At 60.8% G+C, this 21,621-nt stretch carries 26 protein-coding genes; 13 read left to right on the top strand and 13 right to left on the bottom strand.

Features of this window, described 5'->3' with window-relative positions; all coding sequences use genetic code 11:
- Positions 1-87: 87 nt before the first annotated feature.
- Positions 88-1,008, top strand: a complete 921-nt coding sequence (locus J7557_RS01170) for a helix-turn-helix domain-containing protein (protein WP_291416528.1) — start codon at positions 88-90, stop codon at positions 1,006-1,008.
- A 175-nt stretch (positions 1,009-1,183) separates the two neighbouring features.
- On the opposite strand, the gene J7557_RS01165 is transcribed toward J7557_RS01170, so the two are convergent.
- Complete coding sequence (locus tag J7557_RS01165) at positions 1,184-2,005, bottom strand: helix-turn-helix domain-containing protein (RefSeq protein WP_291416526.1); 822 nt, start codon at positions 2,003-2,005, stop codon at positions 1,184-1,186.
- Positions 2,006-2,090: 85 nt separating this feature from the next.
- Here J7557_RS01165 and J7557_RS01160 point away from each other — a divergent pair, with 85 nt between their 5' ends.
- A complete protein-coding gene (locus J7557_RS01160; RefSeq protein ID WP_291416524.1) occupies positions 2,091-2,909 on the top strand; it encodes a phytanoyl-CoA dioxygenase family protein in 819 nt (272 codons plus the stop codon).
- Here J7557_RS01160 and J7557_RS01155 read toward each other — a convergent pair.
- The 7 genes from J7557_RS01155 to J7557_RS01125 all read right to left on the bottom strand — a co-directional run bounded on the left by J7557_RS01155 (position 2,906) and on the right by J7557_RS01125 (position 9,095).
- Positions 2,906-3,262 (bottom strand): GNAT family N-acetyltransferase, encoded by a 357-nt coding sequence (locus J7557_RS01155; RefSeq protein WP_291416522.1) that lies wholly within the window; start codon positions 3,260-3,262, stop codon positions 2,906-2,908. The genes J7557_RS01160 and J7557_RS01155 overlap by 4 nt on opposite strands.
- A gap of 80 nt (positions 3,263-3,342) precedes the next feature.
- The gene (gene ychF / locus J7557_RS01150) at positions 3,343-4,440 is read right to left on the bottom strand and encodes a redox-regulated ATPase YchF (protein WP_291416519.1); all 1,098 of its coding nucleotides are present in this window, start codon (positions 4,438-4,440) and stop codon (positions 3,343-3,345) included.
- Between the two features lie 271 nt (positions 4,441-4,711).
- Positions 4,712-5,290 carry a LysE family transporter gene (locus J7557_RS01145; protein ID WP_291416516.1) on the bottom strand — a complete coding sequence of 193 codons (579 nt, stop codon included), beginning with the start codon at positions 5,288-5,290 and terminating at the stop codon, positions 4,712-4,714.
- Complete coding sequence (locus J7557_RS01140) at positions 5,287-6,828, bottom strand: tryptophan halogenase family protein (protein WP_291416515.1); 1,542 nt, start codon at positions 6,826-6,828, stop codon at positions 5,287-5,289. Before J7557_RS01140 ends, J7557_RS01145 begins: the two co-directional genes overlap by 4 nt.
- 109 nt (positions 6,829-6,937) lie before the next feature.
- Entirely contained in the window at positions 6,938-7,168 is a 231-nt protein-coding gene (locus tag J7557_RS01135; protein ID WP_291418251.1) for a type II toxin-antitoxin system RelE/ParE family toxin, read from the bottom strand.
- Between the two features lie 50 nt (positions 7,169-7,218).
- The gene (locus J7557_RS01130) at positions 7,219-7,491 is read right to left on the bottom strand and encodes a CopG family ribbon-helix-helix protein (RefSeq protein WP_291416513.1); all 273 of its coding nucleotides are present in this window, start codon (positions 7,489-7,491) and stop codon (positions 7,219-7,221) included.
- A gap of 149 nt (positions 7,492-7,640) precedes the next feature.
- Positions 7,641-9,095, bottom strand: coding sequence for an alpha-glucosidase/alpha-galactosidase (locus tag J7557_RS01125; protein WP_291416512.1), 1,455 nt, complete (start codon positions 9,093-9,095; stop codon positions 7,641-7,643).
- A gap of 90 nt (positions 9,096-9,185) precedes the next feature.
- Between J7557_RS01125 and J7557_RS01120 the strand changes: the two genes are divergently transcribed.
- From J7557_RS01120 to J7557_RS01075, 10 genes are all read left to right on the top strand, one after another.
- Complete coding sequence (locus J7557_RS01120) at positions 9,186-10,067, top strand: helix-turn-helix domain-containing protein (RefSeq protein WP_291416510.1); 882 nt, start codon at positions 9,186-9,188, stop codon at positions 10,065-10,067.
- Between the two features lie 162 nt (positions 10,068-10,229).
- Positions 10,230-10,703, top strand: coding sequence for a molybdopterin-dependent oxidoreductase (locus J7557_RS01115; protein ID WP_291416508.1), 474 nt, complete (start codon positions 10,230-10,232; stop codon positions 10,701-10,703).
- A gap of 60 nt (positions 10,704-10,763) precedes the next feature.
- Positions 10,764-13,058 carry an EAL domain-containing protein gene (locus tag J7557_RS01110; protein WP_291416506.1) on the top strand — a complete coding sequence of 765 codons (2,295 nt, stop codon included), beginning with the start codon at positions 10,764-10,766 and terminating at the stop codon, positions 13,056-13,058.
- A gap of 69 nt (positions 13,059-13,127) precedes the next feature.
- A complete protein-coding gene (locus tag J7557_RS01105) occupies positions 13,128-13,601 on the top strand; it encodes a MaoC family dehydratase (protein ID WP_291416505.1) in 474 nt (157 codons plus the stop codon).
- Positions 13,598-14,155 carry a MaoC/PaaZ C-terminal domain-containing protein gene (locus tag J7557_RS01100; RefSeq protein ID WP_291416503.1) on the top strand — a complete coding sequence of 186 codons (558 nt, stop codon included), beginning with the start codon at positions 13,598-13,600 and terminating at the stop codon, positions 14,153-14,155. The genes J7557_RS01105 and J7557_RS01100 overlap by 4 nt, the downstream gene beginning before the upstream one ends.
- An 85-nt stretch (positions 14,156-14,240) precedes the next feature.
- Positions 14,241-14,531 carry a hypothetical protein gene (locus tag J7557_RS01095; RefSeq protein WP_291416502.1) on the top strand — a complete coding sequence of 97 codons (291 nt, stop codon included), beginning with the start codon at positions 14,241-14,243 and terminating at the stop codon, positions 14,529-14,531.
- Between the two features lie 156 nt (positions 14,532-14,687).
- Entirely contained in the window at positions 14,688-15,707 is a 1,020-nt protein-coding gene (locus J7557_RS01090) for a TerC family protein (RefSeq protein WP_291416499.1), read from the top strand.
- Between the two features lie 339 nt (positions 15,708-16,046).
- Positions 16,047-16,220 (top strand): hypothetical protein, encoded by a 174-nt coding sequence (locus J7557_RS01085; RefSeq protein ID WP_291416497.1) that lies wholly within the window; start codon positions 16,047-16,049, stop codon positions 16,218-16,220.
- A 161-nt stretch (positions 16,221-16,381) separates the two neighbouring features.
- Positions 16,382-16,780, top strand: coding sequence for a VOC family protein (locus J7557_RS01080; RefSeq protein ID WP_291416495.1), 399 nt, complete (start codon positions 16,382-16,384; stop codon positions 16,778-16,780).
- A 71-nt stretch (positions 16,781-16,851) separates the two neighbouring features.
- Positions 16,852-17,250 carry a hypothetical protein gene (locus J7557_RS01075; protein ID WP_291416494.1) on the top strand — a complete coding sequence of 133 codons (399 nt, stop codon included), beginning with the start codon at positions 16,852-16,854 and terminating at the stop codon, positions 17,248-17,250.
- A 65-nt stretch (positions 17,251-17,315) separates the two neighbouring features.
- On the opposite strand, the gene J7557_RS01070 is transcribed toward J7557_RS01075, so the two are convergent.
- The 5 genes from J7557_RS01070 to petA all read right to left on the bottom strand — a co-directional run bounded on the left by J7557_RS01070 (position 17,316) and on the right by petA (position 20,908).
- Positions 17,316-17,849, bottom strand: a complete 534-nt coding sequence (locus tag J7557_RS01070; RefSeq protein ID WP_291416492.1) for an adenine phosphoribosyltransferase — start codon at positions 17,847-17,849, stop codon at positions 17,316-17,318.
- A gap of 24 nt (positions 17,850-17,873) precedes the next feature.
- Entirely contained in the window at positions 17,874-18,068 is a 195-nt protein-coding gene (locus J7557_RS01065; protein ID WP_291416490.1) for a hypothetical protein, read from the bottom strand.
- A 159-nt stretch (positions 18,069-18,227) separates the two neighbouring features.
- Complete coding sequence (locus tag J7557_RS01060; RefSeq protein WP_291416488.1) at positions 18,228-19,094, bottom strand: cytochrome c1; 867 nt, start codon at positions 19,092-19,094, stop codon at positions 18,228-18,230.
- Positions 19,095-19,114: 20 nt separating this feature from the next.
- Positions 19,115-20,365, bottom strand: a complete 1,251-nt coding sequence (locus J7557_RS01055; RefSeq protein WP_291416486.1) for a cytochrome b N-terminal domain-containing protein — start codon at positions 20,363-20,365, stop codon at positions 19,115-19,117.
- A 15-nt stretch (positions 20,366-20,380) separates the two neighbouring features.
- Entirely contained in the window at positions 20,381-20,908 is a 528-nt protein-coding gene (petA, locus tag J7557_RS01050) for a ubiquinol-cytochrome c reductase iron-sulfur subunit (protein WP_291416484.1), read from the bottom strand.
- A 226-nt stretch (positions 20,909-21,134) separates the two neighbouring features.
- Here petA and J7557_RS01045 point away from each other — a divergent pair, with 226 nt between their 5' ends.
- A complete protein-coding gene (locus J7557_RS01045; protein WP_291416482.1) occupies positions 21,135-21,605 on the top strand; it encodes a tRNA (cytidine(34)-2'-O)-methyltransferase in 471 nt (156 codons plus the stop codon).
- The last annotated feature ends 16 nt before the right edge of the window (positions 21,606-21,621 follow it).

The raw sequence follows: 21,621 nt of genomic DNA, 5'->3' as shown, positions 1-21,621 counted from the left end.
TGATTGAGAGCCTACGACTTGCGCCGGGCGAAACAATCCGGAATGATAGAGACTAATTCCGGGTTTCTAAGAACTGCGCTGATAAGTATGACTGTTGCCGAAACCAGCCCTGCCCCACGCCTGCGCGAAAAGGCCCCTCGCCCGACGCCGCGCCCCGACCGCAGTTTCTATGCCTCGGGAAAAGCCTTTGGCCGCTTCGGCATCCGCGCCTTCCCGCCACAGATCATGCCTGCCCCCCATAGCCATGGCCATATCGAGTTCAATTGGCTCACCAATGGCCACATGGACTACGTCTTCGACGGCGGCCCGGTCACCGTCGAAGCCAATCGCCTCGTCGCCTTCTGGGCCGGTATTCCGCACCAGACCGTCGACCTGCGCGAGATCGGCGAAGGCAAGCAGCTCAATATCTACCTGCCGATGGACGCCTTCCTCGAAATGCCGCAGCTCGGGCGCCTCACCGAAACCCTGATGGGTGGCGGCGTCATCCAGCTCACCGCCGACTGCATCGGCCTCGAAACCCTCGAACGCTGGCACGGCGACTATCGCAGCGGCAATTCGCTGCGCACCGACCTCGTGCGCGCCGAAATCGCCACCATGTTCCGAAGAGCGGCCATCACCGGCTGGGATACCCTCCTCCCCGCCTGGCTCGAAAAGTCCGGCAGCCGCACCCGCACCGCCACCCCCGTCCGCTACGTCGTGCGTATGGTGCGCCACATCGTCGAAAACATCACCGATCCCCTCAGCGCCGAAGACATCGCCAAGGTGGTCGGCCTCCACCCCAATTACGCGACCAACCTCTTCACCAAGGTGATGCATATCTCGGTCCAGAAGTTTGTGACCCGCATGCGCCTCATCCGCGCCCGCAGTCTCCTCTTCGACGGCAGCCTCTCCATCGCCAACGTCGCCTTCCAATCCGGCTTCGTCAGCCAGACCCAGTTCTACGAACACTTCCGCAAGGCCTACGGCATGACGCCCAGCCAGATGCGCAAGGACACGATTGAGGGCTAGACGCCGTCCCGCAGGGAAAATCGCTTCGGTGGAGCGATTTGAGGCGGCTAGGCCACGAGACCTATGGTCGAGTGGCGGGTGTCTGCTCACCCCACCCTCGATTGTGACCCCGGCGAAGGCCGGGGCCCATCCTGAGATGATCCCGCTCAAAACCGCGACAACATCCGGCGGACAATCAACTTTCCGGCGTTTGCTGCCGAAACTGCAGCGGCGAAACACCCATCCAGCGCTTGAACCGCTGCGAGAAATAAAACTGGCTTTCAAACCCCGCCGAGGCCGCCACCTGCTTGACCGGAAAGCTGGTGCGCCGCAACAGATCCGCCGCCACCTGCATCCGCCGCGCCTCGATATGCCCCTGCACCGTCTCGCCGGTCTCTTCGCGAAACAAATGCGCCAGCCGCGATGCCGATAACCCCACGGCCAAGGCAATATCCTCGATCAGGAGCTTTTCCGCGAGCCTCCCCTCGATATAGTCCAGCGCCCGTCTGATCCGGCCATCGAGCGCCTGCTCGTCCCGCGCCTGAAGCGCGTCGCAATCCAATAACAGCGCCTCTAGCGCGTTGAACGCCAGCGCCTCCCGCCGCCGCTCCCCGCTATTGAGCAATTCATGCACCCCGAGAAATTGCCGCCCGAGCTTCTCCGCTGCCTCCCCCTCGATCCGCAGATGCATCAGCCCCTCGGCAACACTTGGCCAGGCGAGCCAACCCAGCCAATCCGCCCGCGGCTGAAAATGCGCCCAGACCAGCTCCCAGCGCTCCAGCGACGTCTCCACCCCATAATCATGCGGCGCGCCCGGCCGCAGCAGCACCCAATCGCCGGGCTCGACGATTAACTCCCCGCCGGCATGCCCGAACCGCCCGCGCCCTCCGGTCGTATGCACCAACAGCCAATCGTCCACCCCACGCCGCCGCACGGCACGATAGCCTGATGTCTCATGAAAATGCCCAGTCAGCAGCCGCTGCACCGCCTGATATGGGGCTTCCGCAATCTCGTTCATAGCAGGATATTATATGTTATTGGCAGCATGTTCCATGGCCAACTGTCGCGCCTCCTCATAGCTTTAAGCCAAAGGGGAGGACGAAATGACCTATACTTTTCTTAACCAAGCCCAGGCGGCCCAGTTCGAGCGCGACGGCTTCCTCGCCATCCGCGGCCTGATCGCACCCGAAGAAATCGCCGAAATCCGCCAGACCTTCATGGACCAGGCCGCCAACGGCCCCGTCCCCGGCCTGTCCGACACCCCGCGCGGCAACACGCCCAACGACCCGCTCAGCCGCTACCCCCGCATGATGCACCCGCACAAACACCCCGACAAATCAGTCGGCCAGCTCGCCATGCGCTACATGCTCGACCCGCGCCTCAAACCGATCCTCGCCGACCTCTTCGGCGAAGAGCCCTTCGCCTGCCAGTCCATGTTCTATTTCAAACCGCCCGGCGCCCGCGGCCAGGACCTGCACCAGGATAACTTCTATCTGCGTGTCAAACCCGGCACCTGCATGGCCGCCTGGATCGCGGTCGACGACGCCGACGCGGGCAATGGCGGCATGATGTGCGTCCCCCAGACCGCGATGCTCGACATCGCCTGCCCCGAACAGGCCGACCCCGCCCTGTTCTTCACCACCGAACACGTCGAACCGCCCCCGGGCCTCGAACCGCAAATGATGCAGCTAAAGGCGGGCGACGTGCTCTTCTTCAACGGCAGCGTCATCCACGGCTCAACGCCGAACACCAGCCAGGACCGCTTCCGCCGTTCCCTGATTTTCCACTACATCCCGGCCAGCACTAAAGAGATCAGCCACTGGTACGAAGCCCTGAGCTTTAAAGGCGACAAACAGGAAATCGCCATCAACATGGACGGAGGCCCCTGCGGCACCAACCAGCCGGCAATGGGTCCTCACTAAACCAGCATCAGCCGGTGGGTCGCGTGCCCACCGCGCTCAAGGCGCACAAACCCCACGCGCTCGTAGAAGGCAAAAGCCGTCTCGGGCGCATTGGTGTTGAGATAGTCAAAGTGCTCGGACGCACCCTCGCCGATCGCCAAAATCAGCGCCCGCCCGACCCCATCCCGCCGCGCCCTCTGCGCCACATAAAGATGCCGCACCCTGCCCGCTCGGGGGTGAGGATCATAGGGATCAACATTCCGCCCGCAGGCGCCAACAAGCACATCGCCTGACCAGGCGCCGAGCATGATTTCACCGGGGCGGATAAAACGGTTGGACCCATTGGCCCAATTCTCGGCAAGCCGCAAAACCATGCGATGCCCTTCGCTTTGGCTCTCGGCGAGCAAAGCGGAAAAGCCGGCCGCACCCGGATCTAATGCGGCCAGCGTCAACATCAGGTGTTGAATTTAAAGAGCATCACGTCGCCATCCCTAACGACATATTCCTTGCCTTCATCACGAGCCTTGCCCGCTTCCTTGGCCGCAACTTCGCCGCCGAGGGTGACAAAATCATCATAGCCAATCGTCTGCGCACGGATGAACCCGCGCTCGAAATCGGTATGGATGACGCCCGCCGCCTGCGGAGCCTTGTCGCCCTTGTGGATCGTCCAGGCGCGCGTTTCCTTCGGCCCAACCGTAAAATAGGTCTGGAGGCCAAGGAGATCATAGGCTTCGCGAATAAGACGGTTCAGCCCCGGCTCATGCAGCCCCAGCGATTCCAGATATTCGTTCTGCTCGGCATCGGGCAATTGCGCCAACTGGCTCTCGATCTCGGCCGAGATGATGACCACGCCTGCGTCATTCGCCTTGGCGTATTCGGCCACCTTGTCGCTCATGGCATTGCCCTTTTCGGCAGAGCCTTCATCGACATTGCAGACATAAAGCACGGGCTTCGACGTCAGAAGCTGCAGCTCCTGGAACGCCTTTTCTTCCTCGTTGGACCGCTCGACAAAGCGCGCCGACTTGCCATCGCGCAACAAGACCAGCGAACGATCGATCAGCTCAAGCGTCAGCTTGGCTTCCTTGTCATTGCCCTTGGCCTTCTTTTCGACCCCCGCACGGCGCTTCTCAAGGCTTTCGAGATCGGCCAGCATCAACTCGGTCTCAACCACTTCCGCGTCAGCCAGCGGATCGACCTTGTTGGCGACGTGGATGATATTGCCGTCCTCAAAGCAGCGCAGCACATAGGCAATGGCGTCGCATTCGCGAATGTTCGCCAGAAACTGGTTGCCCAGCCCTTCGCCCTTCGACGCGCCCTTCACGAGACCGGCAATATCCACAAAGCTCATGCGCGCCGGCTGAATGGCAATAGACTTGCCGATAGCTGCCAGCTTCTGCAGCCGCACATCGGGCACCGGCACATCGCCCACATTGGGTTCGATAGTGCAGAACGGGAAATTAGCGGCAGCCGCCGCAGCGGTGCGGGTGAGCGCATTGAAAAGCGTCGACTTGCCGACATTCGGCAGGCCGACGATGCCCATTTTAAAGCCCATGGGAAACTCCGGGAAATTGTTGGGTTCCAATTGGGTCGGTTTGAGGTGGATGTCAACCTAATCGCGCAGCTACGCCGCTCTGCGGTCAGCGCACGCCGCCATCCATTGGCAAACTTGAAGCAACCCCTCACCCGTCTCGCCCTCCGGGCGATCCACCCTCTCCCCGATGGGTAGAGGAATTAGAGGAGCACACCGGCCCATTCTTCTCCCCCTCGGGGAGAAGGTGGCGCGAAGCGCCGGATGAGGGGGATGCTCGTTAGGAGCACCCTACTCACGCCAGCGTCTGCACCATCAAAACCGTCGCAAACACCACCAGCGCCACTGCCGTAATCTGCTCCACCCGCGCCGACGTCAGCAAGCCCGCCGAACCCCGTTGCGCCACCGCACCCAGCACCATCCACCCCACAGCCGTCATCACCGCCAGCAGCCCAAACACCGCATCATAAGCCAACCGCTCGACAAACCCGATCACCGGAAAGATCGCAAAAGCAAAAACCAGCGCCTTGGGATTGAGCAGCGTCGTCACGAAAACCCGGCCCAGCGTAATCCCCCGCTGCCCCAAATCCGCTCGCCCCGCATTGCGCCAAAGTTTTATCGCCGACCAATAGAGAAACGCCACGGCGACCAGCTTCGCCACCGTCCCCACCATCGGCTCCTTCGCCGCCACCGCCCCAGCGATCTCGATCCACACCGTGATCGCAATGGCATAGCCACCCAGCTCACCCGCCAGCAGGTGCAGCGACTTCCGCACCCCCCGCTGCGCTCCGCTCGCCGCCATAAGTGTGTTCGTCGGCCCCGGCGTAGCCAACAGGCCAAGCACGGCAAGAATAAAAGCCGTCCAGTCGCTCAACTCATACCCTGCACGATTTCAAGAAACTCCCGGTGCCCCAGCGCCTGCTGGGCCGCCGCGCGATATTCCTTCACCAGCCCATCGAACGCCTGCTGCGCAAAGCGCCGCAGTTTTGGATCGGCCTCCATTTCCTTGCGCGCCAGGTTCTGGTCCAGCAGCCCCAACCCGTTGAGCACCGGATAGTGCAACTGCGTCTCGATATGCGGCAGCCCGCCGAGATAATTCGGAAAATGCTCATTGCGCGGCATCTCCTTCTGCCACCGCGCCAGCCTCTCCTTGGTCTTGGGATGAATACGATTGGCCCGCACCTCGCGCCAAAACGGCGTGTCGTCCCGCTCGGTCATATAGTGCGTATTCACAAAGGTCCGGAAATCATCGACCTGCCGCCCCACCCGCGCATTATAATCGTCCCGCGCCTTCTGGCCGATCTTGCCCGGCTCATCCATATAGCGCTGCGCAAACAGCATCATCTGCACGATGGTCCCATGGATCGATGTCGATTCCAGCGGCTCGAGAAAACTCGAACTCAGCCCCACCGCCACGCAATTGCCAATCCACGCCTGTTCCAACCGCCCGATCTGAAACCGAATATCGCTGCGCACCTCGATTTCGTGGCCCAGCACCCGCTCGACTTCTTCCTTGGCCTGCTCAGGTGTCAAAAACTCATCGGAATAGACATATCCGCAGCCATAGCGCTGCCGCGTCGGAATCTGCCACATCCAGCCCGAACTCTGCGCCCAGGCTCGCGTATAGGTCGCCAGCTCCTCGCCCTCTTTCAGATCGATCCAGAACGGCAGCGCCCGATTGACCGGCAGTTCATGTGCATAAGATTTCCACGGCGTCTCCAGCGCCTTGACGATGATCTGCTTGCGAAACCCAGTCGCATCGATGAAGAAATCGCCCTCGAGCCGAGAATTATCGTCGAGCACCAGCGCCGAAATATCCCCCGTCTCGCCATTCCGCTCAACGCCCGCCACCAGCGCATCGACCTTGTCGACACCTTTCGACTTGCTGGCAAAGAACTGCCCCACCAGCGCCTGATCGAAATGATAAGCGTGGTGAAACGGCCCCAGCGGGATCAGCGACCCATCGGGCTTCAGCGCATAAGGCGCCTTTTTCTGCTCCAAGAGCGGCTGGAACAAGTGCATCTCCTGCACAGCCCTGCCCGCCGCCACCGCGTAGACATTGAGATAATCCGACGGCGCCCCCGGCGGCGCCTGGATCACCTGATGCGGATCATCGATCGGCCCATAGTAGGTATAGCCTTTCCTCCGCCAGTCCTCATGCCGAATGCCGAGCTTGAAGCTGGCATCGGTCTTGCGGAAAAACTCGAACTCGTCGATCCCAAAATGCTTGAGCAGCACCCGGAACGCGGCCGTCGTCGCTTCCCCCACACCAACCGTCGGGATACGCGAACTTTCGACCACCGAAATCCTGAAATCAAACCCGCGCCGCCGCGCCTCATCCTGAATGATGAAAGCCGCAATCCAGCCGGCCGTTCCCCCACCCACAATGACAAAATGTGCAGGCTTGCGCATGCGTTAGTCCTCCCCGAGGCAAGGCTATTTGCCAGAGGAGGCGGCGGCAAGTTGATCTTTGAAATCCGGACCAAGTGCTGGAAAAATCGACGGCCGCGCAGGCGGAGCACTATCTGGCGGATTCTTCCAACTGGTGTCTGATAGTTTGCACCACAACCACGTCCTCGACGGCATCATGTTCGTAGCGAGCTACATAGCCAGCGTTGGCAAAGGGGATCACGAGTTCACGACTGGGTCCCTCTCCAACAAGGCGTCCAATATCTGGCGCCACCTCCAGCACATCGAGGTGGAACAATATCACCTTACTCGCTCTCGGCGCTGCCGGCGCATTCTTGCCCATCAAGAATACGCGCAATCGGCGAAGATCGTTCAGCGCCCTGTCTGAGTAGATCAGGTGTGGCACTGAGGCGGGTCCAGTTCCTCGTCAGTACCCCAGCTTTCCAGCCACTTGGTGACTTCGGCATGAGTGACGTGCAGGCCCGTCTTACGGTAATGCTCCATCGCCTCTTCGGAAGCTTGGTCGAGGTTATGCTGACCTTCTTCCTTTTCCACGTACGTGCGGATAGCTTCGCGCATGATCCAGTGCGCCGAGCGCTGCTTGCTTTCAGCCAATGACTGGATGCGTTCGCGCAGATCATCGTCTAGCTTGACGGAAACGGCCATATCGACCTCCGGTATTACCTCTTGATACCCTACGCCTCCTCGCCCCTCCTGTCCACGTCAGCGATGTAAACACCGTCCAAAGAAAACGGCCCCAGCTTTCGCCGGGGCCATAGATGACGCTTGGGAGGTCGCGTCAGACTTGAAAAGATCTAGCGGTGCGCGCCACTCATCTCGCGCAGCTCTTCGACCGAGCGCACCTTCTTGCGCGCAGCGCCGTCCCAATCGCGGGTTTTGACCGTCGACTTGGCAGTGCGTTCCTTGGCGGCCGGCACCGCGTCGGCATATTGCGGCAACCACTGCGCCTGAGCGACGACCATTTCGTCGACCATGGCCCAGACTTCGTCCGGCGTGCAGATGGCGCCGACCAGCGGGTCATGCAGCACAGCCAGCTTCAGCGTATCGAGATTGCCAGTCATCGCTGCCTCAACCGAAAGCCGCTGCACCGAGACCGATACCGAGCACGTCGCCGCGCAGGCTGTTGGCAGAGTGATGCCTTCGATCATATTGATGCCGAAGCGGTCGACATAACCCGGGCTTTCGATGATCGCGTCATCCGGCAGATTGGTGATGATGCCATTGTTCCGGCGGTTAAAATGCCCGCGATAGGGGCGGCCGGTTTCAAAAGCCTCAATGATATAGCTGGCGTGTTCGCTGGTCCGCTTGTGTTCGGAAAGCGGCTTGTTCGCCTGCTCCTTGAACATCGGAAAATCGGTTTCGAACCAGTTCCGGCGCTCAGTCGAATAGCGCAGATACCCGCCGGTCTCGCCATGGATCCAATCGCTCATATCGATCCAGCGATTGATCTCGTCCGGACGCTTCCGATACCAGGGCAGGTATTCCGACAGATGCCCATTCGACTCCGTCGAATAAACGCCAAAGCGCTTCAGCACATCGATGCGGACCTTTTCCGTCTTGGAATAGATCGGGTGCCGCTCAAAGCCCTCAATGAGCTCTTCCTTTTCGATCTTCCGCCCCTTGGCGCGGATATCGATATACCAGGTCTGGTGATTGATGCCCGAGCAAACATAATCGAGCTCGCTGTCCTTCACGCCGAGCACCTCGGCAATCTGATGCGCGCCATGCTGCACGCCGTGGCAGAGACCAACGACATTGACCCCACCGTAGAGGTCAGCCGCCCAAGTGTTCATCGCCATCGGGTTGGCATAGTTGAGGAACAGCGCGCCCGGTTCCGCCACTTCTCGGATATCCTTGCAGAAGTCGAGGATCACCGGAATGTTGCGCTGCCCATAGAGGATGCCGCCGGCGCAGATGGTGTCGCCCACGCACTGGTCGACGCCGTACTTCAGCGGAATGGAAATATCAGTCGCGAAGGCTTCAAGCCCACCAACCCGCACGCAGCTCATGATGTAGCGCGCACCGGTCAGCGCTTCGCGACGATTGGTCGTCGCGGTCACCTTGGCCGGCAGCTTGTTCACCGACACGATGGTCTCGATGATCTGGCGCACCATGTCGAGATTGTGCGGATTGATGTCCGTGAGCGCGAACTCGACATCGGCAAATTCCGGCACCTTCAGCAGGTCCGAAATGAGCGTTTTGGTGAAGCCGACCGAGCCTGCGCCGATCACCGTAACCTTGAATGACATATTCCCTCCCTTGCAGCGCTCAACGCTAGCAGTCTGTTAGCAATAGGTAGCTCCTGGGGTCTAAGTGGTGTAGAGAAAGCTTGTGCCTTCATGGGTAATTTTGTGCTCGCTCAACTTCTTGACCACGGCCACGACATCCGCTCTTTGAACCTGCCCCGCGGCGCTGCACCGCTCCATTGCATGGGCGTCAGCGCCGGCTACGAACAGCGTCGCAACGAGGTCTATTCATGGGACGGCCTGCAGCGCGGCACCGCGCCCTTCCTCGTCATCCAGCACACTACCCTGGGCGAAGGCCGGCTTGACTATGCAGGCACGATTCACCGGCTAACCCCCGGAAAAACAATGCTTGTCACCATGCCGCACGCCCATCGCTACTGGCTCGAACGCGGCGGCGAATGGGAATATTTCTGGCTGCTCCTCAACGGCCGCGAAGCCCTCCGCCTCGCCCGCGAAATCCTCGACAGTGCCGGCCCGGTCCTCGAACCGACTGCCGCCCAGATCGACCGTCTCGCCGCCGCCTGCCTTGACCTCCTGCAAATGCCCGAACCCTCGCCGGGTCTGGCCTCCGCCGCCGCCTACGCCGCCATGACCAGCCTCCACGACACCGCCTTCGGCAGCCGTCCGGCACCGGAACGAGCCCTGCCCGCCGGCATCGCCCGGGCCGTTTCGTATATCGAGGCCAATATCTCGGCGCCCTTGCCTGTCGAACGACTCGCGGGAATCGCTGAAATGAGTCGGGCCCATTTCGTCCGCAGCTTCGGCGCGGCCCTGGGGAAAGCGCCCTCCGACTACGTTCTCGAAAAACGCCTGGAGCGTGTCGAACGTCTCCTCCTCGCCACGGAAATGCCCGTCGCCGCCATCGCCGAAGCCAGCGGATTCTCTGATGGAAACTACATGGCCAAGGTCTTGCGCCGTCATCGGAAAATGGCGCCGCTGGAGTTCCGCGCGGCCGGGCGCCGAGCAAGCCTCTAGAGCTCCCAAAACGTCCGTCAAGCGCCGTGTCGCTGCCTCATTCCGGACAAATCGATACGTGCAGGTGACGTCTCGTTAAGCCTGCCACCACGATCACTTGCAACTTAACCGCTCTTAAGAGTTCAAGGCGCAGGCTGAAGGAATGTGCAAAGGAGCACGCCAATGATTTCTCTGCGATTCTTACCCGCCCTAGTTCTCGCCGCCCTCGCTTTCGCCATGCCCGCATTCGCCCAGGATGTTCCGGTCGTGACGGTCAGCAGTGCCTCGGGGACCGTCACTCTGGATCGTAACGAACTCGAAGCCATGGGCCTTGTCTCGATCAAGACCACCACGCCATGGAACGAAGGCGTCATCGACTTCGAAGGCGTGCCGCTCAAGGCGCTGCTGGAAAAAGCCAATGCATCAGGTGAAACCGCCACGATCATCGCGCTCAATGACTATAGCGTCGATGTGCCCACCGCCGATTTCGACGAGTTCGGCACCATCCTCGCGGTCAAGCGCAATGGCGAATACATGCCGGTCGACGATCAGGGGCCCTTCTTCGTCATCTATCCCTTTGATTCCAATCCGGTTCTGCAGGGCCAGCCCTATTACGGACGCGCCGTCTGGCAGGTTAAGGAAATAACGGTCCAATAGTGGCTCGTCTGCCCGTGGGAGAGGGCAGGCCGGCGAGAAAGATAGGATGAAGCCGCCACCATGCGGTTCCTTCGCATAGCGCTGACCGTTGTCATCCTGGGCTTCATAGCCTCGGCTATCTATATTTCTGCGCTGGTTTTCCAGCGCCAGGCCGCTCTCGAAGGCGTGGGCCTGGGCAATGTCACCTGGATGGTGGCCCAGGCCCCCAGCGAATTCGCTCGGCTCGAACAGCGCGTCAGCGCCTTCGCGGCCGGCGATCCCGCCATTTCGGCCGACGAAGTGAAGCTGCGCTTCGATATCGTCGTCAATCGCCTGAAAACCCTGCGAACCAAGGATGTCGCCAATTTCGCGGGCGCAGATCCGCGCGTCGGCCAAATCCTCAACGATCTCGAAAAGGCGCTGGAAGCGTCGCGCCCCCTGCTCGCCGAACTGAATAGGCCGGGCACGCCATCGCAAATCCTGGAGATATTGGAGCCGATCTACCCCAAATTGGCCCGTCTCTCAACCGACGCCAATGTCTGGAACGTGGCGCGCATCGAAGCCGATCGCCAGGGCCTTTTTACCCTGCAATGGGCCTTTACCTATGTCGCCGTCGGCATGATCGTCTGCGGTGTACTCCTCATCGCGCTGCTGCTCCTCCACAATGGCCTTCTCGGCCGCGCGCAGGAGGTGCTGCAGCAGAAGGAACGGACCCTCGCCGTGCAGAATGCCCGCTTTGACGCGGCGCTCGATGCCATGTCGCTGGGCCTCTGCCTGCTTGATGCAAACAACCGCGTCATCGTCTGCAATCCGCGCTTTCTCACCATCTTCGATCTCGATGCCACGCGCGCCACCCCGGGCACTCCAATCGCCGATCTGATCGATGCCGACCTGCTCCTCGACCATGAGGACGACCAGTCCGCGGACAATGCAGACTTTGCCTTGCTCAACAATCACACCCGGCACTTGCCCAATGGCACGGTGCTGGAAATCTCGCGCGAACCGACGGCCGAAGGCGGCTGGGTCTGTACGTTCGAAGACGTAACCGAACGCTATCAAGCACAAAACCGCATCGTGCACATGGCGCACCATGACAACCTCACCGGCATGGCCAACCGCCTGCGGTTCTGGGAGAGTATCGGCCAGGCCGTGCGCGGGCTTTCCGCGCGTGCGCAACCCTTCGCCATCCTCTACCTCGACCTCGACCGCTTCAAGGAGGTCAATGATACGCTCGGCCACCCGGTCGGCGACGCCCTGCTGCGGCAGGTCGCCGAGCGCCTCCGCGCAACGGCATCACCGCGCGATATGGTGGCGCGCCTTGGCGGCGACGAATTCGCCGTGCTCCACTATTGCCTCGATACGTCTTCGAACAGTTCGCAGGCACTGGCCGAACGCATCATCGCCAGCGTTGCCGAGCCCTATCACATTGAAAGTAATGAGATCGTCGTCAGCACCAGCGTCGGCATTGCCATTGCCCCGGTCGATGGCGATGACGCCGATCAGTTGATGAAGAATGCCGACCTTGCGCTCTACAGCGCCAAGGCAGAAGGCGCCGGCACCTATCGCTTCTTCTCCCCGCAAATGGAAAGGTCACTTCAGAACCGGCGTCACCTCGAAATGGACCTCCGCGGTGGTATCAAGCTCGGCCAGTTTGAGCTCTATTATCAGCCGCTGGTCCGCCTCGATACCGGTCGCGTCGCTTCCGGCGAAGCCCTGATGCGCTGGCACCATCCCGAACACGGCATGATATCGCCGGCCCAGTTCATCCCTCTTGCCGAGGAGACCGGGGCGATCGAAGCGCTGGGCGAATGGGCCCTGCAGCAGGCATGCCGCGACGCGCTCAACTGGCCGGATCATGTGCGCGTTTCGGTCAACCTCTCCCCGGTGCAGTTCCGCGGCGCTGGCCTTGTCGACATCGTCAAGGCGGTGCTCGCGACAAGCGAACTCGATGCTCGCCGGCTTGAACTCGAAATCACAGAGTCGGTGCTGCTGCAGAACAACGCCGTCAACCTCGAGGCGCTGCACCAGTTGCGCGCCCTTGGTCTCACCGTCGCACTGGACGACTTTGGCACCGGCTATTCTTCCTTGAGCTACCTCCAGCGGTTCCCCTTCGACAAACTCAAGATCGATCAGAGCTTTGTGCGCGATCTGGCGGATCGGCCGGACAGCCTTTCCATCGTGCAGTCGATCGCGACCCTGGGGCACAATCTGCGGATGACAACCACAGCGGAGGGCGTCGAGACCCAGGCTCAGCTCGACATCATTACCCGGGCCGGCTGCACCGAGGCCCAGGGCTATTTCTTCGGCGCACCCATGCCCGAAGCCGAGTTCCGCGCCCTCCTGCTGCGCGAGTACCGCGTCAGCGCCGACGTCTAGCTGCCTCTCGCTGGCCTTGCCCTCAAACCGTCGCCGTGCGAAAACATGGTTGACGTATAGGGAAAGACAATGACCAATCCTGTCACCCAAAATCGCAGACATTTCGAAGATCTCGTTGTCGGCGAAGTCATCAATCTCGGCCAGACCACCGTGTCGAAGGAGATGATCTTCACTTTCGCGCACGAGTTCGATCCCCTGCCCTTTCACATCGATGAAGAGGCGGCGAGGAAAAGCCTCCTCGGCGGGCTCGCTTCGAGCGGCTGGCAGACGGGCGCGCTGAGCCTGCGTATGCTTGTCGATAGCTTCCTGAGCAAGATCGCGTCTGCCGGCGGTCTCGGCTTTCAGGACCTCAAATGGAAAAACCCCGTCATGGCCGGGGACACGATCGGCGGCACCGTGACCATAGCGGGCCTCCGCCGCTCCGGCAGCCATCCGCAATGGGGCATCGTCACGCTCGATTTCGACATTCGCAATCAGGCGGATAAGCCGGTCATGACCATGCAGCTCTCCAATCTCGTCGAATGCCGCGAGGCCGCCGCATGACCCGCTGGTTTGAAGACATCGTCATCGACGAGGCCTTTCCTCTCGGCGACTACACCTTTTCCCAGGACGAGATCATCCGCTTCGGACAGCTCTATGATCCGCAATATTTCCACGTCGACCCTGAACTGGCCAAGCACAGCCATTTCGGCGGGCTGGTAGCGAGTGGCTGGCATACGGTCAGCGTCGGCCATCGCAAAATGGTGAATGCGCTCGATGCCGAAGCGGATCGGCTCAAGGCACAGGGCGACGAGCCCGGCATTTCCGGCCCCTCTCCCGGCGTCAATTCCATGGAGTTCAAGGCGCCGGTGCGCCCGGGCGACACCGTCACTTATGAACTCATCGTGACCGGCAAGCGGCCGTCCAATTCGCTGCCCGGCTGGGGCCTGCTGTTCAACCGCCTGACGGCAACCAACCAGCGCGGCGAACTCGTCTATCGCGCCGAAATCGTGGGCTTTTCTAAGCTGCGCGACTATTCCATGCCGCTCAAATTGAAAGTGTTGCTGGCGCTCACCAGAGTGCCGGTGATCGGTCCGCTTCTGCGCCGGAACACTTGAAAGGCAGAGGGCGCACCGGCACTCTCCATGCATGCGCCGATTCGCCCTTGCCCTATTGCTGTTTCCCGCCTTGTCCGTGCCCTCCATGGCTCAGATTTATCAAGGCAATTGGTCCTGCCGGGACGCGTCCACCAATCGCGTCGGCATTCTGACGATTTACGGCAGTGTCTATGGCTGGGCCTCGCGCACGGCGGGCGACCCCAATTCGGGCACAGGCACGCTGACGCCCTATCAGGACGGCGTTGGTTTCAACGACGGCAACCTCAAGGCCAATCTCGGCATTCAGGCCGCCCGCATGGTTGAAGACCCGGTCAACGGCGTCGCCGTGCAGCTTGAAACCGCCGATACCATCGTGATGCTCTGCACGCCGCGCTGAGGAAATCCCCAGCGTCATAGCTCCGCCAAAGGTAGGGGCTTGAACTTTTCTACCGTTTGGGCATTTTAGAGGGGCAATGCCGGGCCCCTCTGGTCATGGACTCTCCATGGCGATGTCGGAATTGCTCCACCTCGTTACATGGAGAAGGTCCGGCGTATGGAAACGCTTCTTGCCGCCCTATCGGGCGATTTTCTCGGCACCCCCGTCTATTTCTGGATCGCGTTCATCACGATCGTGATCGCTTTGCTCGTGTTCGACCTTGGCATTCTGCACAAAGATGAGCACGAGATCGAAGCCAAAGAGAGCCTGCTGCTCTATGGCTTCTATGTAGCCATTGCCCTCGCCTTCGGCGGCTGGGTCTGGTGGCAGCGTGGCGCCACTGCCGGCCTCGAATTCTATACCGGCTACCTGCTCGAGCAGAGCTTGGCGATGGACAACATGTTCGTCATCGCCACGATCTTCGGCTTCCTTGGCATTCCCCGCCTCTACCAGCACCGCGTGCTCTTCTGGGGCATCCTCGGCGTGATTCTGTTCCGCGCCGTGCTGATCGGTGTCGGCGCAGCGCTGGTCAACCAGTTCAGCTGGATCCTGCTCGGCTTCGGTGCCTTCCTGGTCTTCACCGGCATCCGCATGTTCAAGCATCAGGATGAGGAACCGCACCTCGAAGACAACAAGGTCTTCCAGTTCATCTCCAAGCACTTCCGCGTCACCAAGGAACTGCATGGCCGCTCGTTCACCGTCAAGCAGGCCCACCCGACCACCGGCAAGCTCGTTACCTGGTTGACCCCGCTCGCCGTGGCCCTGATCATGGTCGAAATCGTCGATCTGATCTTTGCCGTGGACTCCGTGCCGGCCGTCTTCGCGGTCACCCAGGACACGTTCATCGTCTATACGTCGAACATCTTCGCCATCCTGGGCCTGCGTTCGCTCTACTTCGCCCTGGCGGCGGCGATGAACCGCTTCCGTTACCTGCAGACCTCGCTGGCGATCATCCTCGTACTGGTTGGTATCAAGATCTCGCTGGTGCCGTTCCACATCCACATTGACACCCTGCTCTCGCTGCTGGTGACGATTTCGATCCTGGCCGGCGGCGTCATTTTCTCGCTGTGGAAGACCCGCAACGAGCCCAATATCAGCGCTCAGGAAGACCCCAAGCAGGGCCAACTCGAACCCTGATCCGGTCTGATCTGACCAAAAGAGGCGACCCGGTTGACCCGGGCCGCCTCTTTTCTTATTCTACTTCGGCGCAACGCGCTTTGGAGGCCTTGTCCAGAAATGATCTGAAACCGCACCCCTGACGCTTCTGACTTGTCTTGGCACCCCCGCACCGGGGACCGGCCAGTCATGATGGCGCGTGTGGCAGCGGTCGATCCACGGACGGCCCAAACCTCTCCTTAGTCCACCTCTGCCCGCCCCATCGGCGTCTCAGCCTCACTGCATCCGCACGCCTTGCGGCGTGCCCTGTTTCACTTGCTTGGCCGTCGGGGACTGCCCTAGGGCCAGAAGGATAGACTCATGCCGAAAAACCAATTCCAGCGTCCTCAACCGATCAACCACTCGAACAATGTGCCGCGGCACGGACAGCAGCAGCCCCAGCCGCAAAAGCTGCATGTAAAACCCAAGCTGCCGGCTAAAACATCGGGCCTGCCGCCGCTTGAAAAGCTGCTGGGCAGCGAGCGGAACCACTAAAAGTGGTGCGGCCGGTGGAAACAGCGGTCGCACTTTTTCAAGCGCCAGCAAGAGCTTCGTCCGCGTGCCTGCAATGGAAAGCACTGCAAATAAAGCAGTGCTCTAAACTTGCCGCATTTGCCCAATAGCAAAATTGTCATAATGACAAAGGAGAAGCGCAAATGGGTGTGATCCACGAGATCGTCTTCGACTGCGACAAGCCAGCCGTTCTCGCTCGTTTCTGGGCCGAACTTCTCGATGGCTATGATGTCAGGCCCTATGATGCAGATGAGATTGCTCGCCTTGCTGCCCTGGGACTAACGCCGGAAACGGACACGACCGTGATGGTCGATGGTCCAGGCCCCTCGATCTGTTTCCAGAACGTCGACGGCCGCGTCTATGACAACAATCGCGTGCATCTCGATATCGAGACCACCGACCGCAGTACTGACGTCGAAAGGCTGAAGCAGGCCGGCGCCACGGTTGATCGCGTCCTGCCCACCTATACGGTCATGCGCGACCCGGAGGGCAATCAGTTCTGCCTCGTCGATCCTCGCATCACGACAATGGCGGCCGCCTGATCGGCAATGTGCTGACAGGACCTGTCAGCGCGCCGCGTTACATCGGGACCATCCAATTCGAGGAGAAACCCATGTCGCTGATCGCAACATGTCATTGCGGCGCCACGCGCATCACCCTGCCCTATCTGCCCACCGAGATCAAAACCTGCAACTGCACCTTTTGCCAGCGGACTGGCGCAGTCTGGACCTATTTCGAAGAGGGTGAGCTCGAGTTCAATTCGCTCGAGAACGACAAGATCTATTCGGCCAGCGGCGGCATGAACGAGCACCACTTCTGCTCGAACTGCGGCATTCACACCTGGGGCAGCTCGCCAGATTGGGCATCGGTCTATAATGCCGACGGGACGCCAAAGGGCGAACCCGGCGCCATGCCCACCAAGCGCACCTTCGCGGTCAACCTCAACGCCGTCGATTCGCTCGACTGGTCGCATGTGAAGATCGAAAAGATGGACGGCCGCAACAACTGGTAGGTCCAAACAAAAATCCCCGCTTTCGCGGGGACCTTTTGGATGTGAATGTCAGGGGGCCGTCGAGCTTAGTGCCCCTCAAAGGCCATCAGCGCGCTCACATTGACCTTTTCCGCGCGCAGCTTGTCGGCCCCGCCAAGGTCCGGCAGGTCGATGGCAAAGGCGGCATGGTCGCAGATGGCGCCGGTACGGCGAATGAGCCCAACCGCAGCGATAGCGGTGCCGCCCGTCGCGATGAGATCGTCGACCACAAGCACCTTGTGCACATTGCTCAGCACATCGGCATGGATTTCGATCGTATCGACACCATATTCGAGCGCGTAATTCTGGCCGATCGTCGTGCCCGGCAGCTTGCCGCGCTTGCGCACGGGCACGAAGCCAACACCCAGCGCAATGGCTACGCCCGCACCGAATATGAAGCCGCGCGCTTCGATACCAGCGACATGGGTGAAGCCCAGCCCTCGATGCGCCTCGGCCATCCGCTCGACGCTTTCCTTGAATCCTTCCGGATGCTCGATCAGCGTGGTGATGTCACGGAACAGAATACCCGGCTTGGGATAATCCGGAATCGTGCGGACGAGCGACTTCAGGTCGAGCGACATGGAGGGCCTTGTAAGACTTGGGAATCAGGGAGTGCGACGACCGACAATGTGGCGGGCAATCACGCCGGCATTATAGGCGACGTTGCGCGTAGCATTGGCAGCAGCTTCGCGGGCCTTGGGATTGCTGGCCACGGCCTGAATGCCGGCGCGGACGGCGGGATGACGGCTCATGGTCATGGCGGCGGACACGACGGTGACAGCCAGGCGAATGGCGGACAAGGCAACCTCCTCCCACAAAACCAGTACTGCCCCATATTGCGTTTGAGGGCTGGAATGGCAAGGGCCTTGCGCCAATGTGAGGCAAAAAGTAAGGGGCCCTTTCGGGCCCCTTTTTGAATTTGGTGCATATGCCGCGAGCGTGACGCCCGCCGCTGATGCTTAGTGCTCGATACCAGCCCAGATCTTGCGCTTGGTGCCGTACATCAGGCCGGCAAACAACACGAGGAAGATCAGCACGGCAAAACCGGTCTGCTTGCGCGAGACGAGGTGAGGCTCGGCCATCCACATCATGAAGGCAGCGACGTCGGTCGAGTACTGTTCCAGCGTCTGCGGCACGGACTGGCCGTCTTCACTCTCGGCATAGCTCACAACGCCATCCGCCAGCGGCGGAGCCATGCCAATGGCGTGGCCGGGGAAGTAGTCGTTGTAGTGCTTGCCTTCCGGCAACTGGAAGGGCTCGCCATCCGTCCCATGCGGCGCGCTCTCGGGCACCTCTTCGTGGTAGCCGTTCAGCAGGGCGTGGATATAGTCCACGCCGCCTTCCTGGTAGCCGGTGAAGTAGTTGAAGATCCAGGTCGGGAACGGGTCCTTGACGCCGCGGGCCTTGGCCAGCACCGAGAAGTCAGGCGGCAGCGCGCCGCCATTGGCGTCACGAGCTTCCTGATCGTTGGCGAAGGGCGATGGCCAACGGTCGGCTGGCACGGCAGGACGACGGCCGCCATCAGCGGTGATGTCGGCAACTTCATATTCAGCCGCGAGGGCACGAACCTGCGCCTCGGAGAACTCCGGGCCACCTTCTTCCATCAGGTTACGGAAGGAGATGAGGTGAGCGCTGTGGCAGCTCGAGCAGACTTCGCGGAAAACCTGGAAGCCGCGCTGGAGCTGGTTGGTGTCATAGGTGCCGAAAATGCCACCGAAAGACCATGCCTGGCGCTCCGGCTGAACACCAGCCTCGGCCGCCTGAGCGACCGGAGCCATGGAAAGGCCGACAACGAGAGCCGCTGCGGCGATGATGAGCTTGTTCATGTTCATTTTCATCGCCCCGATCACGCGTGCGCCTTGCCGAGAACGCTCTCGGAGATGCTGGTTGGCAGCGGCTTCGGCGTTTCGATGCGCGACAGGACCGGCAGGATGACGAGGAAGTAGAGGAAGTAGTAGGCGGTGCAGACCTTGGCCAGCGTGGTGTAGGGCTCTGCCGCTTCCTGGGCGCCGAGATAGGCGAGACCAATGAAGTTCAGCACGAAGAGACCGTAGAACCACTTGAACATCGGGCGGAAGGTGCCCGAGCGAACCTTGGACGTATCCAGCCACGGCACAACCAGCAGGCAGGCCATGGCGCCGCCCATGGCAATCACGCCACCGAGCTTGGAGTCGATGAAGAGGATGTTGAAGTCGATGGCGCGCAGGATCGTGTAGAACGGCAGCAGGTACCATTCCGGCACGATGTGAGCCGGCGTCACCTGGGCATTCGCCATGATGTAGTTGTCCGCGTGACCGAGGATATCGGGGGCGAAGAACACGAACCAGGCAAACGGGATCATGAACAGCACCATGCCGTAGAGATCCTTCATCGTGTAGTACGGATGGAAGGGCACGGTATCGCGGCTGTCCTTCACATCGACGCCGACCGGGTTGTTGTTGCCCGGCACGTGCAGCGCCCAGATGTGGAGCGCCACGACGGCAGCAATGATGAACGGCAGCAGGTAGTGCAGCGAGAAGAAGCGGTTCAGCGTCGGATTGCCGACAGCAAAGCCACCGAGCACGAGCTGCTTGATGTTCTCGCCGACCAGCGGAATGGCCGTGAAAATGTTCGAGATAACCGTCGCACCCCAGAAGCTCATCTGGCCCCAGGGCAGGATGTAGCCCATGAACGCAGTGGCAGTGGTGAGAAGGAAAATCACGACGCCGAGGATCCAGAGGATTTCGCGCGGCGCCTTGTAGGAACCGTAGAACAGGCCACGGAACATGTGGATGTAAAGCGCGATGAAGAACATCGAGGCGCCCACCGCGTGGGTTGCCTGGATGATACGGCCGCCATTGACGTCGCGGCGGATGTGCTCGACCGAGTCGAACGCCATCGCCACGTTGGGCGTGTAGTGCATCGCAAGGATGATGCCGGTGACGATCTGCACACCAAGGCACATCACGAGAATGGCGCCGAACGTCCACCAGTAGTTGAGGTTCTTCGGCGTGGGGAAGTCCATGAGGTGTTCTTTGGCGAAGCGCACCACCGGCAGGCGGTCGTCCAGCCACTTCTCAACGGCATTTCCCGGTACGTAAGTCGAATGTTCTGACATCGGAAAAAGCCCCCATTAACCGATCTGGACCAGCGTATCGCTGAGGAATTCATACGGCGGCACGACCAGATTCTTCGGTGCGGGGCCGCGGCGGATACGACCAGCCGAGTCATAGTGCGAACCATGGCATGGGCAGAACCAGCCATCGAAATCGCCGGATTCGCCAACAGGGATACACCCGAGATGGGTGCAGTTGGCGATCATGATCAGCCACTGTTCGTGGCCAGGCTTGGTGCGTGCCTCGTCGGTTTCCGGGTCCTTGAGATCAGAAAGCGGGACTGCTTGGGCCTCTTCGATCTCCTTGGGCGTACGGTGACGCACAAAGACCGGCAAGCCGCGCCACATGATGGTCACCGACTGCCCTTCGGCAATCGGGGTCACATCATATTGGATGCTGGCAAGCGCCAGCGTGGACGCGTCCGGATTGAGCTGGTTGATCAGCGGCCATACCACTGCGGCGGCACCAACAGCGCCGACAGCGCCAGTGGCGACGAAGAGAAAATCCCGCCGGTTGGTGGATGAGTGTTCTGCTTGCGTGGACAAGTCCGTTTCCCCGTACGATGCACAAATGACGGAACCGGCTCCAGCCCTCGACACCATAAGCAGAATCGACAAGCCAGCCGCCCTCAAGCGGTCCGTCAGTTGGGGTTCTTTTTGCACTCTCGGATGGGCTTGTCCAGTGCGCGACGGGTGACAGTTGGCTTGCGCGCAACTATATCCTAGCGCCGAACCTCTCCGACGGACCGGGCGTGGCCCGGAGGCAACGCTCTTGTCGCTCGATCTCGCCCTCTATCAGCCTGATATTGCCAACAATACCGGCACCCTCGTGCGCCTCGGCGCCTGCCTTGGGCTGAATGTCCACATCATCCATCCCTCGGGCTTTCCCATCACGCCGCAAAACCTGGCACGCAGCGGGCTCGATTACGTCGAACACGCCGTCATTCAGCAGCACGACAGTTTTGAGGCTTTCGAGGAATGGCGGGCCCAACAGGGCAGACGCCTGATCCTTCTGACCACCAAATCCAGCCAGTCGGCCTACGAAGCGCGTTTCGTCCCCGGCGATATCCTCATGCTCGGCCGCGAAAGCGCCGGCGTGCCTGATTCCGTCGCCGAACGCTGCGACCTGCGCATTCGCATCCCTATGCGCCCCGGTTTGCGCTCGATCAATGTTGCGCTCGCCGGCAGCATGATAGTTGGCGAGGCCATGAGACAGATTGGCCGCTTTACAGAGCTTTCCTGAAGGTCCATTCCCCCGC

The organism is Devosia sp., assembly GCF_017744655.1.
GTDB lineage: Bacteria > Pseudomonadota > Alphaproteobacteria > Rhizobiales > Devosiaceae > Devosia.
This window is presented reverse-complemented; position numbering and strand designations above follow the sequence as displayed.

Bases quoted from the DNA above. Each gene is read 5' to 3' on its own strand.
- J7557_RS01125 (WP_291416512.1), bottom strand. From the start codon at position 9,095: ATGTCATTCAAGGTTACGGTGATCGGCGCAGGCTCGGTCGGCTTCACC.
- J7557_RS01120 (WP_291416510.1), top strand. From the start codon at position 9,186: ATGGGTAATTTTGTGCTCGCTCAACTTCTTGACCACGGCCACGACATC.
- J7557_RS01085 (WP_291416497.1), top strand. From the start codon at position 16,047: ATGCCGAAAAACCAATTCCAGCGTCCTCAACCGATCAACCACTCGAAC.
- J7557_RS01170 (WP_291416528.1), top strand. From the start codon at position 88: ATGACTGTTGCCGAAACCAGCCCTGCCCCACGCCTGCGCGAAAAGGCC.
- J7557_RS01060 (WP_291416488.1), bottom strand. From the start codon at position 19,094: ATGAACAAGCTCATCATCGCCGCAGCGGCTCTCGTTGTCGGCCTTTCC.
- J7557_RS01165 (WP_291416526.1), bottom strand. From the start codon at position 2,005: ATGAACGAGATTGCGGAAGCCCCATATCAGGCGGTGCAGCGGCTGCTG.
- J7557_RS01055 (WP_291416486.1), bottom strand. From the start codon at position 20,365: ATGTCAGAACATTCGACTTACGTACCGGGAAATGCCGTTGAGAAGTGG.
- J7557_RS01075 (WP_291416494.1), top strand. From the start codon at position 16,852: ATGTCGCTGATCGCAACATGTCATTGCGGCGCCACGCGCATCACCCTG.
- J7557_RS01080 (WP_291416495.1), top strand. From the start codon at position 16,382: ATGGGTGTGATCCACGAGATCGTCTTCGACTGCGACAAGCCAGCCGTT.
- J7557_RS01105 (WP_291416505.1), top strand. From the start codon at position 13,128: ATGACCAATCCTGTCACCCAAAATCGCAGACATTTCGAAGATCTCGTT.
- J7557_RS01130 (WP_291416513.1), bottom strand. From the start codon at position 7,491: ATGGCCGTTTCCGTCAAGCTAGACGATGATCTGCGCGAACGCATCCAG.
- J7557_RS01135 (WP_291418251.1), bottom strand. From the start codon at position 7,168: ATGGGCAAGAATGCGCCGGCAGCGCCGAGAGCGAGTAAGGTGATATTG.
- J7557_RS01160 (WP_291416524.1), top strand. From the start codon at position 2,091: ATGACCTATACTTTTCTTAACCAAGCCCAGGCGGCCCAGTTCGAGCGC.
- J7557_RS01090 (WP_291416499.1), top strand. From the start codon at position 14,688: ATGGAAACGCTTCTTGCCGCCCTATCGGGCGATTTTCTCGGCACCCCC.
- J7557_RS01115 (WP_291416508.1), top strand. From the start codon at position 10,230: ATGATTTCTCTGCGATTCTTACCCGCCCTAGTTCTCGCCGCCCTCGCT.
- J7557_RS01095 (WP_291416502.1), top strand. From the start codon at position 14,241: ATGGCTCAGATTTATCAAGGCAATTGGTCCTGCCGGGACGCGTCCACC.
- ychF (WP_291416519.1), bottom strand. From the start codon at position 4,440: ATGGGCTTTAAAATGGGCATCGTCGGCCTGCCGAATGTCGGCAAGTCG.
- J7557_RS01070 (WP_291416492.1), bottom strand. From the start codon at position 17,849: ATGTCGCTCGACCTGAAGTCGCTCGTCCGCACGATTCCGGATTATCCC.
- J7557_RS01140 (WP_291416515.1), bottom strand. From the start codon at position 6,828: ATGCGCAAGCCTGCACATTTTGTCATTGTGGGTGGGGGAACGGCCGGC.
- J7557_RS01110 (WP_291416506.1), top strand. From the start codon at position 10,764: ATGCGGTTCCTTCGCATAGCGCTGACCGTTGTCATCCTGGGCTTCATA.
- J7557_RS01100 (WP_291416503.1), top strand. From the start codon at position 13,598: ATGACCCGCTGGTTTGAAGACATCGTCATCGACGAGGCCTTTCCTCTC.
- J7557_RS01155 (WP_291416522.1), bottom strand. From the start codon at position 3,262: ATGGTTTTGCGGCTTGCCGAGAATTGGGCCAATGGGTCCAACCGTTTT.